The following is a 16,628-nucleotide window of genomic DNA, read 5'->3' on the forward strand; positions in this document are numbered from 1 at the left end:
ACATTTTAAGCTGAGGCGCGTCCAGGGCGATCCTGCGTAAAGATGCGGTGAAGGCGGGAAGTGAGTACCCTTGTCGGCCCCCTCTGCCTGAGCCTTGGCGCTAACCTCGATGCTCTTCAAGAATGTCTCCATCGCGGGACTGGCGCATATCGATGCGCCGCACACGCTGACGTCCGACGAGATCAACGCCCGCCTCCAGCCCACGCTCGACCGACTGGGCATCAAGACCGACGTGTTGAACGACGTCGCCGGCGTGCACGCCCGTCGGCTGTGGGACGACGATGTGCAGGCCTCCGACGCAGCCACGCTGGCGGCACGGAAGGCCTTGCTCGACGCCGGCATCGGCGCCGACAAGATCGGCCTGGTGGTCAACACCTCGGTCAGCCGCGACTACCTTGAGCCGTCCACTGCCAGCATCGTCTGCGGCAACCTGGGCGTCAGCGACCATTGCCAGACCTTCGATGTGACCAATGCGTGTCTGGCCTTCATCAATGGCATGGACATCGCCGCCCGCATGCTGGAACGCGGCGAGATCGACTACGCGCTCGTCGTCGATGGCGAGACCGCCAACCTGGTCTACGACAAGACCATCGAACGCCTCAATGCGCCGGACGTGACCGAACAGCAGTTCCGTGATGAGCTGGCGGCCCTGACCTTGGGCTGCGGTGCCGTGGCGATGGTGATGACGCGCCGCGAGCTGGCGCCGGATGCCCCGCGTTACAAGGGCGGCGTGACCCGCTCGGCGACCGAGTGGAACAAGCTCTGCCGCGGCAACCTGGACCGCATGGTCACTGACACCCGCATGCTGCTGATCGAAGGCATGAAGCTGGCCACCAAGACCTTCGCCGCCGCCAAGATCGCGCTCGGCTGGGCCGTGGACGAACTGGACCAGTTCGTCATTCATCAGGTCAGCCGCCCACATACCCAGGCGTTCGTGAAGTCGTTCGGCATCGACCCGAAGAAGGTCATGACCATCTTCACCGAGCACGGCAACATCGGCCCGGCCAGCGTTCCGATCGTGCTGAGCAAGCTGAAGGAGCTGGGCAAGCTGAAGAAGGGCGACCGCATCGCCCTGCTCGGCATCGGCTCGGGCCTGAACTGCACGATGGCCGAGGTGGAGTGGTAATCCCACCCGGCATTCGCATTCCAGGGGCCGGTTCGCCGGCCCTTTTCTTTGACGGCGGCGACGCGCGATGAACCTTCCCGGCTATCCCTCCCATCCGAAGCGCTTCGAGGTCCGTCCGGGCCTGTCGATGAACTACCTTGATGAAGGCCCGCGCGACGGCGAGGTGGTGGTGATGCTGCACGGCAATCCGTCGTGGAGCTATTACTGGCGCACGCTGGTGGCGGGGCTGTCCGACAAGTACCGCTGCATCGTGCCCGACCACATCGGCATGGGCCTGTCCGACAAACCCGACGACAGCCGCTACGACTACACCCTGCAGTCGCGCGTGGACGACGTCGCCGCGCTGCTGCAGCACCTGGGCATCACCGGCCCGGTGACGCTGGCCGTGCACGACTGGGGCGGCATGATCGGCTTCGGCTGGGCGCTGTCGCACGCCACGCAGGTGAAGCGCCTGGTGGTCACCAACACCGCTGCATTCCCGATGCCGGCGGCGAAGGCGATGCCGTGGCAGATCGGGTTGGGTCGCGACTGGACAATCGGCGAGTGGATCATCCGCGGCTTCAATGCATTCTCTGCGGGTGCGTCCTGGATCGGTGTCGAGCGGCGCATGCCGGCCGATGTACGCCGCGCCTACGTGTCGCCGTACGACACCTGGGCCAACCGCATTTCGACGATCCGCTTCATGCAGGACATCCCGCTCGGTCCGCAGGACAAGGCGTGGCCGCTGCTCGAAGCCGCTGGCAAAGCGCTGCCGTCGTTCGCCGACCGGCCCGCGTTCCTGGGCTGGGGTCTGAAGGATTTCGTGTTCGACAGGCACTTCCTCGACGGCTTCCGTGCCGCGCTGCCGAACGCGGAGGTGCATGCGTACGAGGACGCCGGCCATTACGTGCTGGAAGACAAGCACGAGATCCTGGTGCCGCTGATCCGCGACTTCCTGGATCGTCATCCGCTCGATTGATCCCTTCTCCCCACGGAGCTGATCCCTTCTCCCTGCGCCAGCGGGGAGAAGGTGCCGAAGGCGGATGAGGGGCGCTTCTGCTGTTGCTTTGTCTGGTGGGCGTTCAAGCGGCTCGCTTGCGCTCGCGTCCCCTCATCCGGCGCTGCGCGTCACCCTCTCCCGCAAGGGGAGAAGGGTCAGAACTCCGGCAGCGGGTTCCTGTCGGCGTCAATCACGCCCACCCAGTCCGCCTCCTCCAGCAGTGGCAGACCATGCGCCAGCCGCGCCTTGTCGCACTGCGCGCTGCGCTCGCCGAACTCCAGTGACGCCGGCACCAGCGCGCACACCGACGGTCGCCGGTCGTGGATCGTGCAGCGGCTGTAGCGGCCGATGTCGGCATCCAGCGCCACGCAGTGCGGATGCTTCTGCGAGGTGCCCCGCATCACCCGCTCGTGCACCCGCAGCGGTTCGGTCAGTTCGATCGGTACCACGCCGCCCTGGTCGGGATCCGCCTCGCTCCAGTGGAAGCTGACGCGGAAGTGGGCGCAGCAGGCGCCGCAGGTCAGGCAGGGATGCATCGGGGCTTGGCTGGCGGCGGTGCGCGGGCGGGACGCGCATTCTGCCAACCCGGGCGGCTGACGCAAGTACCGTCCAGCGGCGACAATGACGGCATGACCGATCCGTGCAACATCGCCGCCAGCCTGCCCCGGCTGGCCCGCGAGCAGCCCGACCGCGTGGCCATGCGCTGTCCCGACGCCGCCGGACGCTACACCCGCGAACTCACCTATGCCCAGCTGGACGCGCGCAGCGACGCCATCGCCGCGGGCTTGGGTGCGTATGGCATCGGTCGCGGCGACCGCACCGTGGTGATGGTGCGCCCCACCCCGGAATTCTTCCTGCTGATGTTCGCGTTGTTCAAGGCCGGCGCCGTGCCGGTGCTGGTGGATCCCGGCATCGACCGGCGCGCGCTGAAGCAGTGCCTGGACGAAGCCGAACCGCAGGCCTTCATCGGCATCCCGCTGGCGCAGGCCGCGCGCTGCGTGCTGCGCTGGGCGAGGTCGGCGAAGAAGATCGTCACCGTCGGCACGCGCTGGGCCTGGGGCGGCACCACGCTGGCGAAGATCGAGGCGCGCGGCGCGAACGCCGGCCCGCAGCTCGCCGCCACCGCACCCGACGATGTCGCCGGCATCCTGTTCACCAGCGGCTCCACCGGAGTGCCCAAGGGCGTGGTCTACCGCCACCGCCATTTCGTCGCCCAGATCGAACTGCTGCGCAATGCGTTCGGCATGCAGCCGGGCGGCGTGGACCTGCCCACGTTCCCGCCATTCGCGCTGTTCGATCCCGCGCTCGGGCTCACCTCGGTGATCCCGGACATGGATCCCACCCGCCCGGCCAGCGCCGATCCGAACAAGCTGCACGCGGCCATCGCGCGTTTCGGCGTCACCCAGTTGTTCGGCTCGCCGGCGCTGATGAAGGTGCTCGCCGACCATGGCGCGCCGCTGCCCGGCGTGCAGCGCGTGACCTCGGCCGGCGCGCCGGTGCCGCCGGATGTCGTGGCGAAGATCCGTACGCTGCTGCCGGATACCGCGCAGTTCTGGACGCCGTACGGGGCCACCGAATGCCTGCCGGTCGCCGTCATCGAAGGCCGTGAACTGGACGCCACGCGCGTGCACACGGAAGCCGGTGCCGGCACCTGCGTCGGTCGCGCCGTGCCGCCGAACGAGGTCCGCATCATCCGCATCGTCGACGCGCCGATCGAGCGCTGGAACGATGTCGAGGTGCTGCCCGATGGTGAGGTCGGCGAGATCACCGTCGCCGGGCCCACGGCCACCGACACCTACTTCCATCGCGATGCCGCCACGCGCGCGGCGAAGATCCGCGAACTGCTGCCAGACGGCGGCGAGCGCATCGTGCACCGCATGGGCGACGTGGGCTGGTTCGATGGCGAGGGTCGTCTGTGGTTCTGCGGCCGCAAGACGCAGCGTGTGGAAACCGCCGACGGCCCGCTCTACACGGAGCAGGTCGAACCCGTGTTCAACACGCATCCGCAGGTGCGCCGCACCGCACTGGTCGGCGTGGGCGAGGCGGGCCGGCAGCGGCCGGTGCTGTGCTACGAGGTGATGCCCGGCGTGGTCGCCGACCGTGCGCGCATCGAACGCGAGCTACGCGAAATCGGCGCGCGCCATCCGCATACCGCGCGCATCGGTGCGTTCCTGCCGCATCCGGGTTTTCCCGTCGATATCCGCCACAACGCCAAGATCGGCCGGGAGACCCTGGCCGTGTGGGCCGCCACGCAGAAGGAGCACCACGCATGAAGATCCTCGTCACCGGCGGTGGTGGATTCCTCGGCCAGGCGCTGTGTCGTGGCCTGGTCGAGCGCGGCTACGAAGTCATCAGCCTCAATCGTGGCTACTACCCGGTGCTGCGCGAACTTGGCGTGGGCCAGGTGCAGGGCGACCTCGCCGACGCGCACGCGGTGCGGCATGCCGCCGACGGCGTCGACGCGGTCTTCCACAACGCGGCCAAGGCCGGCGCCTGGGGCAGCTACAAGAGTTACCACGATGCCAACGTGGTCGGCACGCAGAATGTGCTCGACGCCTGCCGGGCGCACGGCATCGGCAGGCTGGTCTACACCTCCACGCCGAGCGTGACCCATCGCGCTACCCATCCGGTCGAGGGCGGCACAGCCGACAGCGTGCCGTACGGCGAGGGCTTCAAGGCGCCGTACGCGACCACCAAGACGATCGCCGAGAAGGCTGTGCTCGCAGCGAACGATACGTCGCTGGCGACGGTGGCGCTGCGGCCGCGCCTGATCTGGGGCCCGGGCGACCACCAGATCCTGCCGCGGCTGGTGTCGCGCGCGCGCGCTGGTCGCCTGCGCGTCGTCGGCAGCGGCGAGAACCATGTCGACACCACCTACATCGACAACGCCGCACAGGCGCACTTCGATGCCTTCGATCATCTCGCCCCCGGCGCCGCCTGCGCGGGCAGGGCCTACTTCATTTCCAATGGCGAGCCGTGGCCGATGCGCAAGCTTCTCAACGCGCTGCTGGAATCAGCCGGCGCGCCACGCGTGGACAAGCACCTCTCGTTCAAGGCCGCTTACCGTGTGGGTGCGGTGTGCGAAACGCTGTGGACGGTGCTGCCGTTGAAAGGCGAACCGCCGATGACGCGGTTCCTCGCCGAACAGCTGAGCACGGCGCACTGGTACGACATGGCGCCCGCACGTCGCGACTTCGGCTATGTGCCGCGCGTGTCGATGGAGGAAGGCTTCGAGCACCTGCGCGCCTGGCTGCGCGAGCATCCGTTGTAGGAGGGGCTTCAGCCTGCGCCTCGAACAACTTGTCCCATACGCGCCGAAGAGCGCGCCACAGTGCGGCAGGGGAGTGGATGGACCTGATGGCGACGGCAACTCTGAAGGGAGAGAGGTCGGGGCTGAAGCTCCTCCCACGGACCGCCCGGCCTTCACACTCGAATCACGACGCTGAAGGCTGTCCATATCGCGCAGAGCGACACTCACGCAACCGTGACTCCCCGCGTTCCAGCATGACGCACGCCACTAACGGCTGCATCGCTGGCCACAGCCCAAAGGAGTTTCCATGCTGCGCTACGCCATCATTTTCTTCGTCATCGCCCTCATCGCCGCCGTACTGGGTTTCAGCGGCATCGCGGGTGCCGCCACCAACATCGCGTGGGTGCTGTTCGTCGTTTTCGTGATCCTGGCGATCATCTCGCTGCTGCGCGGCAAGCGCGTCTGACGCATCACCGTCTCTCTCCGCCGGGACGGCAGGACGCCGTCGAGCCCGCCCGAAGCCCGCACGATGCGGGCGCACGGGCGGGCGGGGCGTACAGGCTTTGCCGCTAGAATGGCGGAATGGACCTGTCTCCGTTCGATGCCTTGAAACCCCTCGCTGGTCGCGCGCTGGAAACTGCGCTCAACCAGGCGATCGCGCTGGATCCCGACACCTCGGCCGCGCTGCGTCTTCTCGAAGGCCGCCGCATCCAACTGGTGGTCGATGCACCACCTCTGGCGATGGATGTCATGGTCGGGGGTGGTCGGCTTCAGGTGGGGCCCGCAAGCGAAGTGATCGAAGCCGATCTCGCCGTGCGCAGCACGCTCGGCGGCCTGCTGGGACAACTGCCGTTCTTCCGTCGCGACCACGCTACGCCGGTCGGCAAGGTCAAGGTATCCGGCGATGCCGACCTCGCCCGTCGCCTGCAGACGCTGGCCACGCGTTTCGATCCCGATTGGTCGCTGCCCTTCGCCCGGGTGTTCGGTGACGTGATTGGCGTGCAGGTGGCGAATGCCGTGCGTGCCGGCCTGCAACAGGCCCGCATCGCGGCGGGCAATCTCGCCGAAAGTGCAGCCGACTATGTCACCGAGGAATCGCGCGACGTGGTCGGCCGCGAGGAACTCAATGCCTTCCATGACGATGTCGATGCGATCCGCGACGATGTCGAGCGTATCGCCGTGCGCATCGGCCGCCTCGCTGCACGCGTGGAGCATCGCGCATGAAGTCGGTATTGCGGGCCAGCCGCATCGGTCGGGTGCTGCTCCGCTATCGCCTTGACGACCTGTTGGATGGCACGCCAGTCGAGCGCTGGCTGAAGCTGGCTCGCCCTTTCGTCCCGCGCGCGTCGGCCGAGATCGCCGCGCAGCCGCGTGGCGTTCGCTTGCGGCTGGCGTTGCAGGAACTGGGCCCGATCTTCGTCAAGTTCGGCCAGATCCTGTCAACCCGTCGTGACCTGATTCCGCCCGACATTGCCGAGGAACTGACGCTGTTGCAGGACCGCGTCGCGCCGTTCGATGGCGACGTCGCGCGTGCGCTTGTGGAACAGGAGCTGGGGCGTCCGATCATCGAAGCCTTCGAGCAGTTCGACACCACGCCGCTGGCCTCTGCGTCCATCGCACAGGTGCACGCGGCCGCGCTGCCCGGCGGGCGCGAAGTGGTAGTGAAAGTGCTGCGCCCCGATATCCGCAAGCAGATCGCCGGCGACATCGCGCTGCTGGAGAGTGTCGCCGCCATCGTCGACCGCGCGCACCCCAACGCCGACAAGATCCGCCCGCGCGAGATCGTCGCCGAGATCGAGAACACGCTGGCGGCCGAGCTCGACCTGCAGCGCGAGGCCGGCAACGCCAGCCTGCTGCGGCGCAACTGGGCCGAGTCGCCCGACCTGTACGTGCCCGAGGTGATCTGGTCGCACACGGCCGAGCGCGCGATGACCATGGAGCGCGTGCGCGGGATCCCGTCCGACGACATCGTCGCGCTCGACGCCGCCGGCATCGACCGCAAAGCGCTCGCTGCCAAGGGCGTGCGCGTGTTCTACCAACAGGTGTTCCGCGACAACTTCTTCCACGCCGACGCGCACGCCGGCAACATCTGGGTGGACCCGGAGCGGAAGACCGATCCGCGCTTCATCGCGCTGGATTTCGGCATCATGGGCCAGCTCTCGCGCGACGACCAGTACTGGCTCGCCGAGAACTTCATGGCGATCTTCAACCGCGACTACCGTCGCATCGCCGAACTGCACGTGCAGGCGGGATGGATGCCGGCGCACATCCGAATCGACGAACTGGAGGCCGCCGCGCGCGCGGTGTGCGAGCCCTATTTCACCCGCCCACTCAGCGAAATTTCGCTGGCCGAAGTGTTGGCCAAGCTGTTCCGCACCGCGCAGCGCTACGAACTGACGTTGCAGCCGCAGTTGATCCTGCTGCAGAAGACCCTGCTCAACATCGAGGGCGTGGGCCGGCAGCTGGACCCGCAGATCGATATCTGGGCGGTGGCGCGGCCGGTGCTGGAACGCATCCTGATGGAGCGCTACAGCCCGCAGCGCGCCGCGCAGGAGTTCCGCAAGCGCCTGCCCGAGATCATGACCCACGCGCCGGACATGCCCCGCCTGGTGCATGCATGGCTGAGCCAGCAGGTGGAAGGCCGGCACGAGCTGGCGATGCGTTCCAAGGACCTCACCGAACTGACCCAGACGATGAAGGGCCTGCAGCGCCGCGTCGTCGCCGCGATCCTTGGCGTGGGGCTGTTGATCATCGCCGCTGTGCTCTACGCGCTGGAAGCCGGCGGGCCACGTTTGTTTGACGTGCCTGCCGCCGCATGGATTGCCGGCATCGGTGGCCTGTGGGCGTTACTTGCGGCGTGGCCGCGGCGCTGATATGGAAGACTTCGCGCAAGCGCGGTTGCGTATCAGCATCACCGGAATCGCAGACGAAGAATTTCCCGGCAGGATCGAGTTCCATATCGACGAGGCGTCAGGGCGTCGGCATCGAGGCATCGAGAAGATGCCGGTCGTTGGTTATGCGAACCAGGCGTTTCCCTGCGATGGATGGATTGCCTGCCACGTGCTCGGGCACTTGGATAGCGATGGCCGTCGATGCCTGGAGGTCGATACCTCGCCCTGGCACGTCGAGACGGACGAGGGCGTCTACCGCTTTGTCGTCGACGCATCGAATGTGAACGAAGCGCAGTCCTGAGCCTCACGTATCCGCACGCGTGGCGCGCCGACCTCCCCATGCCAACCACCAGCCCAGCCACACCTGCACGGGCAAGGTCAGCAGGCAGGCGGGGGTGAACCAGCGCGGGAAGTCTTCCCAAGCGAGCCAGACCAGGGCCACGCCGAGGGTCAGGTACAACGCGAGGAACACCCAGGCGTGCACGGTCTTCGCGACTGCCGCCACACCGACCATCAGCATGCTGCCGGCCACGCCGGCCATGACGACCCACAGCAGGTCGTAGGCCAACCGCGCGTCACCGCCGGGAGGCAGGCGCAGCGCCGCTGCAAGTTCACCGCCGATCTGGTTGACCAGAGGCAACGCGTAGAGCGACATGACGCACGCCGCCACGCTGCGTAACACGACAACCATGCGGCGGAGCATGAGTGCACTTCCATGAACAGGTGAGGCATTGGAGCACATCGACCACGCACGTTGACACGATGGCAACGATTCCTTCGCATGTCGTGCGCGTGGCGCACGCTACCGTGGTACTTCATTCATACGGGAGCCTTTCCATGAGCCACCTGACGGGAAAACGCGTCGCCATCCTCGCCACCGACGGCTTCGAGCAATCCGAGTTGACCGAACCGATGCGCGTACTGCAGTCGCACCACGCGCAGGTCGACATCGTCTCGCTCGATGGCGGACGCATCCAGGGCTTCAAGCACTTCGACAAGGGCGACCAGGTGGACGTGGATCATGTGCTGTCCGAAGTCTCCGCCAAGGACTACGACGCGCTCGTCATTCCCGGGGGACTGTTCAATCCGGACGCCCTGCGCGTGGACGACCAAGCGCTGGCCTTCACCCGCGGCTTCTTCGAAGCCGGCAAACCGGTCGGCGCGATCTGCCACGGCCCGTGGGTGCTGGCCAATGCCGACGTGCTTCGCGGGCGCACCGTCACCTCGGTGCCCAACATCCGCAAGGACTTGGAGAATGCAGGTGCGAACTGGAAAGACGAAGAAGTCATCGTTGACAAGGGCCTCGTCACCAGCCGCACACCGAAGGATCTGCCTGCGTTTTGCGCCAAGCTGGTGGAGGAGATCGCCGAGGGCAAGCATGAAGAGCAGCGGCGCTCAGCGTAAGCCGGAGATCGCAAGCCGGAGATCGCGTCGCCGCTCAGCGCGGCGACGCCGGGCTTTCCGTTGCATCGTCGCTGGGCGCGCATTGCGATAGCGGCAATGGGCCATACACCTTGAAGGTGCCGGCAAAGCCGCCTTGTTCGATCACGTAGACCGCACGTGCATCGGTATCGACATGGAGGAACTGTTGGTAACCGTCCGCAACCATGCCGGTATCGGAGAGCGGTGTTCCCAACGTGTGATGCAACCCCGCGGGTGGCGACGCCATCACCGGCCACGCTTGCTGTACGCCGTAGGGGCCGACGAAAGATCTGAGGCGGCGGGCAACGCAGGCAGTAACGGGATCCGCGGCATGCGCATGCGTGCCCGTGTCTACGGTGAGGGTCACGGCCGGTGGAGGCTGGCCCGGCGTGGCAGTGGCCAATATCACGATCAGGGCTGTCGCAGGCATGGAGTTTCCTTTTCCGATTCCGACGACAGTCTTGCATGAGTCCACGTCGTGGATGGAGACAGGCCCCTCCTGTGTTCTTTCGCTGTTCAATGGCCGCGTGCGCGACAATGGTGGTCCCGCCATCGTGGAGTCGCCCATGAGTCGTTGGAGTCTGGTATTGACAAGCCTGCTGGGCCTCGCGTCGATGCAGGCACACGCAACCGATCAGCTCTCCATCATGAGCTTCAACATCCGCCTGCCGGCGGAGAGCGACGGCGTGGATTACTGGGAGACGCGCAAGCCGCTGGCGGTACGCATGCTGCGCGAGGAGGCGCCGGACGTGATCGGCATGCAGGAACTGGTGAAGGCGCAGGCCGATTACCTCGCGAGCGAGCTGCCGCAGTACGCCTGGTTCGGACGTGGGCGCGAGGCCGATGGCGGTGGCGAACACATGGGTGTGTTCTACCGCAGGGATCGCTTGAAGGTGGTCGAATCCGGCGACTTCTGGCTCTCCGACACGCCCGACGTGCCTGGCAGCGTCACCTGGAACCACCCTCATCCCCGGATGGTGTCCTGGGCGCTGTTCGAACGCCGCAGCGATCGCAAGCGTTTCTATCTGTTCAACACGCACCTGCCGTACCGCGACCAGGACGAGGCCGCGCGCGTGAAAGGGGCAAATGCCATCGCGCGGCACCTGGCTGCGCTGCCGGACGGTGTGCCGGTGGTGCTGACCGGCGATTTCAACACCACGCCCGACAGCGAAGTGCATGCCGTGCTGGCGCGCACGCTGAAGGATGCGTGGACGACGGCGCCGCGCGTGGAGGGCATGGATGCCACATTCCACGGGTTTACCGGAAAGGCGGACCGCCGTATCGACTGGATCCTAGTCCGCGGCGTGCAACTGGAGTCGATCACCTCGGTGACTACGCGCTGGAACAACCGCTATCCGTCCGATCACTTCCCGCTGGTGATGACGCTGCGTCTGCCGTAGCGCGTGCCTCTCCCTTCTTCCCGCGCACAGGGGGAGGAGAGCGATCACCGGGTCCTGGAAACGAGAACGGCCCCTTGCGGGGCCGTTCCGTGCGGATCATGCGGTCTACTTCGTCGGCGCCGCGGTAGCTGTTGCTCCCGCTTTCCTCGCGAAATCGCCCGCCAGGAACACGCTCAGCGCCTCCGGCTTGAAGTGCTTGCGGATCGCGGCGTTCACTTGGTCCACCGTCAGCGCAGCGTACTTCGCGTCGAGGTCGGCGGTGAACTGCATGGTGCGATCGAAGAACAACTGGTCGGTCAGCATGCCGGCGACGCTGCCGTCTTCGGCGCGGCCCTGCTGGCGTTCGGTCAGCGTGCCGGCCACCGCATCCTTCAGCTCCCCGGCAGTAATGCCATCCTTGACCAGCTTCGCCAGCTCTTCGCGCACCAGCGCTTCCACCTTCGCCATGTTCTCCGGCGCGGCGATGGCCTGGATGCTGAAGCTGCCGGCATCGTCCTGGCCGGTGCGGCTGTCGTCGGCACGCACGCCACTGGAGACGCCATAGCTCAGGCCTTCCTGCTGGCGGATGCGATCACCCAGGCGCGACTTCAGTGCACCACCACCGAACACCCGGTTGGCGATCACCATCGCCGGATAGTCCGCGTCGGTGACCTTCAGCGACAAGTTGTGGCGGGCCAGCAGCACGGCGTTGGGCTTGTCCGGCGTCTCGAAGCGATCCTGCTTGGGGGCGACGCTGGTGTAGCGGGTGGCGATGGACGCGTACGGCTTGCCGCTCTTCCAGCCGGCGAACAGCTGCTCCAGCTGCGCGCGCACGGCCGCCGGATCGAAATCGCCGACGATGGCGATCTCGCCGTTGGCAGTGCCGTAGAAATCGCGGTGGAACGCGCGGACATCGTCCAGCTTCAATGCCTTCATCATGGCCAGCGAATCATCCAGCGTGCGGTTGCGCAGCGGGTGGCCGGCGGGCCACGGGTCGAAGTATTGCGCCAGCGCACGGCCCGCGATGGCCCCCGGTTCCTGCCGCGAGGCTTCCATGCCGGTCAGCGCCTGCAGGCGCAGCTGTTCGAACTCGGCTTCCGGGAACGCGGGATTGCGCAAGACGTCGGCGGCCAGCGCCAAGGCATCGGCCAGGTGTTCGCGGCGCGTCTGCAGGCCGATGCTGGCGCCTTGCAGGCTTCCGCCCACGTTGCCCTGCGTCTTCAGCTGTTCCAGGCGCTGGTCGATCTGTTCGCGCGTCATCGTCTTGCTGCCGCGCATCAGCATGGCGCCCGCCATGCCGGCGGCACCTTCGCGGCCGGTGAGCGAGGCTTCATCGGCGAAACGGAAGTTGGCGTCGACGACCACCGTGCCGCCGCGCGTCTTCTTCGGCAGCAATGACACCTTCAGGCCGTCGCCCAGGGTGAAGGTCTGCGTGCGTGCCTCGATGTTCTTCGGCGAGGGATCGAACTGCTCGCCCGCACTCACGGCGGCGCGGCCGATATAGCCGTCCACCAGCGACGCGACCGCGGGCGCGGCCGGAATCTCCACACGCTCGGGTGCTGTGGTGGGAATGAAGCGGCCCAGCGTGCGATTGCTCGACTTCAGGTACGCCGCGGCGACGCGGTTGATGTCGTCGGCGGTGACCTTCGCAATGGCGTCGCGACTGGTGAACAGCAGGCGCCAGTCACCGGCGGACTGGAACTCGGACAGGCCCATGCCCACGGCGTTGACGTCGGTGAAGTACAGGTCGTAGGCGTTGCCGATGCGCTGCTTCGCCTCGTCCACTTCCTGCTGAGTGACCGGGCGCGTGGCGAGCTGCTCGACCTGCCTCAGGAGTTCGGCCTCCGTCTTCGCGGCATCGCCGTCGTTGGGCACCACGGCCACCACGGTCAGCAAGCCGGGGTCGCGCATGGACTCGCTGCTGGCGCCGCTGCCGGCGGCCAGCTTGGTTTCCACCAGCGCCTTGTGCAGGCGGCCGCCGGGTGTGTGTCCCAGCACATTGGCCAGCACGCTCAGCGGCGCATTGTCCGGATGCGCCACCGCGGGGGCATGGTAGGCGGCCGCGACCAGGCGCAGGTTGCCGACACGGCGCACCGTGACTTCGCGCTCGCCATCCTGCGCGGGTTCCTGTGTGTAGAAACGCGGCAATGCGCGGGTGGGCTTCTTCAACGCGCCGAAATGGCGTGCGACGCGGGCCAGCGCGTCGGCGGGGTCGAGGCGGCCAGCGAGGATGAGGGTGGCATTGTCCGGCTGGTACCACTGGCGGTAGAACGCCTGCAGCTTGTCGATCGGCACGCCTTCCACGTCGCTGCGTGCGCCGATGGTGGTGTTGCCGTAGTTGTGCCACAGGAACGCCGTCGAGCGGATGCGCTGGAACAGCACGCCGCCCGGGCTGTTCTCGCCGGCTTCCAGTTCGTTGCGTACCACGGTCATCTCGCTGTCGAGGTCCTTCTTCGCGACATGGGAGTTGACCATGCGGTCGGCTTCCATCTTCAGCACCCACTCGAGGGTGTCGTTGTTGGCCGGGAACGAAGCGAAGTAGTTGGTGCGGTCCAGGCCGGTGGTGGCGTTGAAGTCGATGCCGCGCTTCTTCATTTCGCCGCTGATGTCCGATTGCGTGGGCGTGCCCTTGAACAGCAGGTGCTCCAGCAGGTGGGCCATGCCGGTCTCGCCGTAGTTCTCGTGCACCGAACCCACGCCGTATACCAGGTTGACGGTCACGGTAGGTTTGGTGGAGTCGGGGAACACCAGCACACGCAGGCCGTTGGACAGCGTGTACTCGCTGATGCCTTCGATGCTAGGGCCGGCGGTGATGCCATTCGGGAGCGCGGCGGTGTCCGCCCAGGCTGGCTGGCCCAGGGCGAGCGCCACGGCCAGGCCGAGTGCGACAATGAAACGGGGTGACTTCATCCACAATCCTCCATCAGGGCCGCGTGCGTCCATCGCGTGCGGCGAACCCCGAGTTTCGCAGATTTGGAAGGCACGCAGATTCATGGATTACGGTGAGACGAAGGCGGGCGACGGCGCAGTGCCCGTGCTGTATGCGGATGCGCATATCGCGGTGGTCGACAAACCCGCAGGTGTGATGGCGCACGACAGCAAGCTGGCCGGTGGGGAAACGGATTTCGTCGCCGACCGGCTGCGCGTGCAGTTCGGCCGCCCCATCTTCCTGATCCACCGGCTGGACCGTGCCACCAGCGGTTGCCTGTTGGTGGCATTCGACCGCGAGAGCGCCTCGACGCTGGGCAAGGTGTTGATGTCGCGCGAGGTGGAGAAGGATTACCTCGCGGTGTGCCGTGGCTGGCCGGAACCGGATTTCATCGTCGATCATCCGCTCGATGGCGGCCCGGGCAAGCCGGAAAAGAAGCCGTCGGTGACGCGTTTCGTGCGCCTGGCGAAGGGCGAACTGTCGTTGCCGTCGGGAGGCTTCGAGACCTCGCGCTATGCGCTGCTGCGATGCCAGCCGGAGACCGGCCGCTTCCGCCAGATCCGCCGGCACCTGAAGCACGCCTTCCATCACCTGATCGGCGACACCAGCCACGGCGATGGGCGGCACAACCGCCACTTCCGCATGCAGGGCGTGCACCGCATGCTGCTGCACGCGGTGCGGTTGTCGTTCCCGCACCCGGCCACCGGCGAAAGGATCGAGGCCGTGGCGCCGCTGGATGCGGAGTTCCGCAAGGCATTTGCCCTGTTCGGGTGGGAAGCCGATCTGCGGTGATGCGGTAACGCCTTGATGCGTCAGGCATGCGGCATTTGTCCGATGACGCTGCAGCGCGCGATCGCGAAGGTGGGGCTCCCTTCCCCGGAGCGCGTCGCCATGTCCTCTCTCCGCATCTACGACCTGCCCACGCGGGTCTTCCACTGGACCTTCGCCGGCCTGTTCGTCGCCGCGTACACCATCGGCAGTACGGTCGACGACGCGCCGCCGCGGTTCGTGCTGCACATGCTGGCCGGCGGCCTGCTGGCGGCGGCGGTGCTGCTGCGCTTGGTGTGGGGGGTGGCGGGAACGCGTCACGCCCGGTTGTCGGATTTCAGCCTGAGCCCTGCCGCGCTGGTGGGCTACCTGCGTGGCGTGCTGTCCGGCCAGGCGCGGACGTGGGCGGGGCACAATCCCGCGTCCAGTTGGGCTGCGCTGGTGATGATGGGGCTGGGCCTGGGCATGGCGGCCACCGGACTGGTGATGGTCGCGGGCGTGGCACCGCACGCGGTCGAGGAGGTCCACGAGGTGCTCGCCAACGCCTTCCTGGCCGTGGCGCTGCTGCACGTGGCCGGCGTGCTGGTGCATGTACTGCGACACCGCGACGCGCTTCCGTTGAGCATGGTGACCGGGCGCAAGCGCGGCATTCCCGCCGGAGAGACCGATGTGCGCCCGCACATGGGGGTGGCGATGGCGTTCGTCGCGGTGCTGGTGGCGGTGGGCGCAGGCGTTGCGAGTCGGTACGATGCCGGCCGTGGCCAGGTCACGCTATTCGGCCAGACGCTGATGCTCCGCGAGGCGGACGAGGGGTCCGGGGAACGGAGTGGGGCCGACGACGAGCAGGCCGAACATGAAGCGCATGCGCGCGAGGAGCGGGCCGAGGATGTCCCCCACGGTTGAGCGTCGTCCCCTGCAGGGCAGCGAACGTGGCGTCATCGCGAGCGTCCTGCTGCTGATCGCGCTGCTGGTGGTGATGGATGTCGTGGGCGACCTGCGCCAGGGTGCTTCCGCCTGGCACGTGGCGCTGGAAATCCTGGCGGCCGGGTTGGCCCTGCTGGGCGCCACGCATCTGTTGCGCAGCACGCTGCGCCTGCGCCGCCGGCTGGTGCGGCAGGCGGAAGACCTCAGCCAGGTGCGTGCGCAGGCTGCAGCCTGGCAGCAGCAGGCGCGACGCCACGTGGAAGGCTTGTCGCACTCGATCGACGTGCAGCTGGATGGATGGCGCCTTTCGCCGGCCGAGAAGGAGGTCTCCTTCCTGCTGCTGAAAGGCCTGGGACTCCGCGAGATCGCGGATCTGCGCGGGACCCACGAAAAAACGGTGCGCGCGCAGTCGGCGTCGATCTACGCGAAGGCGGGATTGGCCGGGCGCTCGGAACTGGCGGCGTTCTTCCTGGAAGACCTGCTCGTACCACGCACTGCGGCGGATGCCGAGATCAGCCTGCCCGCAGGGCAGCCAGCACCATGAGCCCCACGGCGCACAGCATGCCCACCAGCCACGAGAGGCTCCGCAGCGTGTGCTTGTCGGTGAGGTAGAACACGCCATGCAGCACGCGCGCGACGACGAAGCCGATGGCCAGCTGCGTGACGGTGTCCACCGGCACGTCGGCCAGCTGCGCCATCAGCACGCCGGCCACGAAGGCCGGGAACGCTTCGAAGCCGTTGAGGTGCGCAGCGTTGGCGCGCTGCACCTTGTAGTTGCCTTCCTGCTTGGCGATCCAGGCGCGCGGGTTGCGGTTGTTGTAGCGATCGCCCGAGCGCTTGGCGATGAAGACCCACAGATACGGCAGCAAGGCGGTGACCAGGATGCACCAGTAAGCGATGGACATGACGTTTCCCTCCGAGGATGGCGCAGGGTAGTGGGTACGGCGGAGGGGCGTCCAT

At 67.1% G+C, this 16,628-nt stretch carries 18 protein-coding genes; 13 read left to right on the forward strand and 5 right to left on the reverse strand.

All coding sequences use genetic code 11. The features are described 5' to 3' along the window. Positions 1–109: 109 nt before the first annotated feature. Entirely contained in the window at positions 110–1,126 is a 1,017-nt protein-coding gene (locus tag FB548_RS01445; protein ID WP_142122995.1) for a 3-oxoacyl-ACP synthase III, read from the forward strand. A gap of 67 nt (positions 1,127–1,193) precedes the next feature. Next, complete coding sequence (locus FB548_RS01450; RefSeq protein ID WP_142122996.1) at positions 1,194–2,084, forward strand: alpha/beta fold hydrolase; 891 nt, start codon at positions 1,194–1,196, stop codon at positions 2,082–2,084. Positions 2,085–2,260: 176 nt separating this feature from the next. Here FB548_RS01450 and FB548_RS01455 read toward each other — a convergent pair whose 3' ends face one another. Next, positions 2,261–2,641 carry a YkgJ family cysteine cluster protein gene (locus FB548_RS01455; RefSeq protein WP_142122997.1) on the reverse strand — a complete coding sequence of 127 codons (381 nt, stop codon included), beginning with the start codon at positions 2,639–2,641 and terminating at the stop codon, positions 2,261–2,263. Positions 2,642–2,734: 93 nt separating this feature from the next. Between FB548_RS01455 and oleC the strand changes: the two genes are divergently transcribed. The 6 genes from oleC to FB548_RS01485 all read left to right on the forward strand — a co-directional run bounded on the left by oleC (position 2,735) and on the right by FB548_RS01485 (position 8,547). Further along, positions 2,735–4,378, forward strand: a complete 1,644-nt coding sequence (oleC, locus tag FB548_RS01460; RefSeq protein ID WP_142122998.1) for an olefin beta-lactone synthetase — start codon at positions 2,735–2,737, stop codon at positions 4,376–4,378. Beyond that, on the forward strand, positions 4,375–5,376 hold the full coding sequence (gene oleD, locus FB548_RS01465; RefSeq protein WP_142122999.1) for a 2-alkyl-3-oxoalkanoate reductase: 1,002 nt from the start codon (positions 4,375–4,377) through the stop codon (positions 5,374–5,376). Before oleC ends, oleD begins: the two co-directional genes overlap by 4 nt. Positions 5,377–5,662: 286 nt before the next feature. Next, entirely contained in the window at positions 5,663–5,821 is a 159-nt protein-coding gene (locus FB548_RS01470; protein ID WP_082563134.1) for a DUF1328 domain-containing protein, read from the forward strand. Between the two features lie 116 nt (positions 5,822–5,937). Then, on the forward strand, positions 5,938–6,579 hold the full coding sequence (locus tag FB548_RS01475) for an SCP2 sterol-binding domain-containing protein (RefSeq protein WP_142123000.1): 642 nt from the start codon (positions 5,938–5,940) through the stop codon (positions 6,577–6,579). Then, on the forward strand, positions 6,576–8,228 hold the full coding sequence (gene ubiB / locus FB548_RS01480; protein WP_142123001.1) for a ubiquinone biosynthesis regulatory protein kinase UbiB: 1,653 nt from the start codon (positions 6,576–6,578) through the stop codon (positions 8,226–8,228). Before FB548_RS01475 ends, ubiB begins: the two co-directional genes overlap by 4 nt. A gap of 1 nt (position 8,229) precedes the next feature. Continuing rightward, a complete protein-coding gene (locus FB548_RS01485; protein ID WP_142123002.1) occupies positions 8,230–8,547 on the forward strand; it encodes a hypothetical protein in 318 nt (105 codons plus the stop codon). Positions 8,548–8,550: 3 nt separating this feature from the next. On the opposite strand, the gene FB548_RS01490 is transcribed toward FB548_RS01485, so the two are convergent. Continuing rightward, positions 8,551–8,949: a hypothetical protein gene (locus tag FB548_RS01490; RefSeq protein WP_142123003.1), complete on the reverse strand. Its 399-nt coding sequence runs from the start codon at positions 8,947–8,949 to the stop codon at positions 8,551–8,553. Between the two features lie 134 nt (positions 8,950–9,083). Between FB548_RS01490 and FB548_RS01495 the strand changes: the two genes are divergently transcribed. Further along, the gene (locus FB548_RS01495; RefSeq protein WP_142123004.1) at positions 9,084–9,650 is read left to right on the forward strand and encodes a type 1 glutamine amidotransferase domain-containing protein; all 567 of its coding nucleotides are present in this window, start codon (positions 9,084–9,086) and stop codon (positions 9,648–9,650) included. A gap of 34 nt (positions 9,651–9,684) precedes the next feature. On the opposite strand, the gene FB548_RS01500 is transcribed toward FB548_RS01495, so the two are convergent. Beyond that, positions 9,685–10,098, reverse strand: a complete 414-nt coding sequence (locus FB548_RS01500) for a hypothetical protein (protein WP_142123005.1) — start codon at positions 10,096–10,098, stop codon at positions 9,685–9,687. A 136-nt stretch (positions 10,099–10,234) separates the two neighbouring features. Between FB548_RS01500 and FB548_RS01505 the strand changes: the two genes are divergently transcribed. Continuing rightward, positions 10,235–11,068, forward strand: a complete 834-nt coding sequence (locus tag FB548_RS01505; RefSeq protein WP_142123006.1) for an endonuclease/exonuclease/phosphatase family protein — start codon at positions 10,235–10,237, stop codon at positions 11,066–11,068. 105 nt (positions 11,069–11,173) lie between these two features. On the opposite strand, the gene FB548_RS01510 is transcribed toward FB548_RS01505, so the two are convergent. After that, positions 11,174–13,957 carry a pitrilysin family protein gene (locus FB548_RS01510; RefSeq protein ID WP_142123007.1) on the reverse strand — a complete coding sequence of 928 codons (2,784 nt, stop codon included), beginning with the start codon at positions 13,955–13,957 and terminating at the stop codon, positions 11,174–11,176. Positions 13,958–14,039: 82 nt separating this feature from the next. Between FB548_RS01510 and FB548_RS01515 the strand changes: the two genes are divergently transcribed. The 3 genes from FB548_RS01515 to FB548_RS01525 all read left to right on the forward strand — a co-directional run bounded on the left by FB548_RS01515 (position 14,040) and on the right by FB548_RS01525 (position 16,212). Then, entirely contained in the window at positions 14,040–14,768 is a 729-nt protein-coding gene (locus tag FB548_RS01515; RefSeq protein WP_142123008.1) for a pseudouridine synthase, read from the forward strand. 99 nt (positions 14,769–14,867) lie between these two features. Beyond that, positions 14,868–15,647: a cytochrome b/b6 domain-containing protein gene (locus FB548_RS01520; RefSeq protein WP_185741932.1), complete on the forward strand. Its 780-nt coding sequence runs from the start codon at positions 14,868–14,870 to the stop codon at positions 15,645–15,647. After that, positions 15,631–16,212 (forward strand): helix-turn-helix transcriptional regulator, encoded by a 582-nt coding sequence (locus tag FB548_RS01525; protein ID WP_221625894.1) that lies wholly within the window; start codon positions 15,631–15,633, stop codon positions 16,210–16,212. The genes FB548_RS01520 and FB548_RS01525 overlap by 17 nt, the downstream gene beginning before the upstream one ends. Here FB548_RS01525 and FB548_RS01530 read toward each other — a convergent pair. After that, positions 16,181–16,573 carry an MAPEG family protein gene (locus FB548_RS01530; protein WP_142123010.1) on the reverse strand — a complete coding sequence of 131 codons (393 nt, stop codon included), beginning with the start codon at positions 16,571–16,573 and terminating at the stop codon, positions 16,181–16,183. The genes FB548_RS01525 and FB548_RS01530 overlap by 32 nt on opposite strands. Between the last annotated feature and the right edge of the window lie 55 nt (positions 16,574–16,628).

It is taken from the genome of Pseudoxanthomonas sp. 3HH-4 (assembly GCF_006716465.1).
Taxonomy (GTDB): domain Bacteria; phylum Pseudomonadota; class Gammaproteobacteria; order Xanthomonadales; family Xanthomonadaceae; genus Pseudoxanthomonas_A.

What these genes read in the sequence shown, in the direction of transcription:
- FB548_RS01445 (WP_142122995.1), top strand. Translation starts at nt 110, where the DNA reads ATGCTCTTCAAGAATGTCTCCATCGCGGGACTGGCGCATATCGATGCG.
- FB548_RS01450 (WP_142122996.1), top strand. Translation starts at nt 1,194, where the DNA reads ATGAACCTTCCCGGCTATCCCTCCCATCCGAAGCGCTTCGAGGTCCGT.
- FB548_RS01455 (WP_142122997.1), bottom strand. Translation starts at nt 2,641, where the DNA reads ATGCATCCCTGCCTGACCTGCGGCGCCTGCTGCGCCCACTTCCGCGTC.
- oleC (WP_142122998.1), top strand. Translation starts at nt 2,735, where the DNA reads ATGACCGATCCGTGCAACATCGCCGCCAGCCTGCCCCGGCTGGCCCGC.
- oleD (WP_142122999.1), top strand. Translation starts at nt 4,375, where the DNA reads ATGAAGATCCTCGTCACCGGCGGTGGTGGATTCCTCGGCCAGGCGCTG.
- FB548_RS01470 (WP_082563134.1), top strand. Translation starts at nt 5,663, where the DNA reads ATGCTGCGCTACGCCATCATTTTCTTCGTCATCGCCCTCATCGCCGCC.
- FB548_RS01475 (WP_142123000.1), top strand. Translation starts at nt 5,938, where the DNA reads ATGGACCTGTCTCCGTTCGATGCCTTGAAACCCCTCGCTGGTCGCGCG.
- ubiB (WP_142123001.1), top strand. Translation starts at nt 6,576, where the DNA reads ATGAAGTCGGTATTGCGGGCCAGCCGCATCGGTCGGGTGCTGCTCCGC.
- FB548_RS01485 (WP_142123002.1), top strand. Translation starts at nt 8,230, where the DNA reads ATGGAAGACTTCGCGCAAGCGCGGTTGCGTATCAGCATCACCGGAATC.
- FB548_RS01490 (WP_142123003.1), bottom strand. Translation starts at nt 8,949, where the DNA reads ATGCTCCGCCGCATGGTTGTCGTGTTACGCAGCGTGGCGGCGTGCGTC.
- FB548_RS01495 (WP_142123004.1), top strand. Translation starts at nt 9,084, where the DNA reads ATGAGCCACCTGACGGGAAAACGCGTCGCCATCCTCGCCACCGACGGC.
- FB548_RS01500 (WP_142123005.1), bottom strand. Translation starts at nt 10,098, where the DNA reads ATGCCTGCGACAGCCCTGATCGTGATATTGGCCACTGCCACGCCGGGC.
- FB548_RS01505 (WP_142123006.1), top strand. Translation starts at nt 10,235, where the DNA reads ATGAGTCGTTGGAGTCTGGTATTGACAAGCCTGCTGGGCCTCGCGTCG.
- FB548_RS01510 (WP_142123007.1), bottom strand. Translation starts at nt 13,957, where the DNA reads ATGAAGTCACCCCGTTTCATTGTCGCACTCGGCCTGGCCGTGGCGCTC.
- FB548_RS01515 (WP_142123008.1), top strand. Translation starts at nt 14,040, where the DNA reads ATGGATTACGGTGAGACGAAGGCGGGCGACGGCGCAGTGCCCGTGCTG.
- FB548_RS01520 (WP_185741932.1), top strand. Translation starts at nt 14,868, where the DNA reads ATGTCCTCTCTCCGCATCTACGACCTGCCCACGCGGGTCTTCCACTGG.
- FB548_RS01525 (WP_221625894.1), top strand. Translation starts at nt 15,631, where the DNA reads ATGTCCCCCACGGTTGAGCGTCGTCCCCTGCAGGGCAGCGAACGTGGC.
- FB548_RS01530 (WP_142123010.1), bottom strand. Translation starts at nt 16,573, where the DNA reads ATGTCCATCGCTTACTGGTGCATCCTGGTCACCGCCTTGCTGCCGTAT.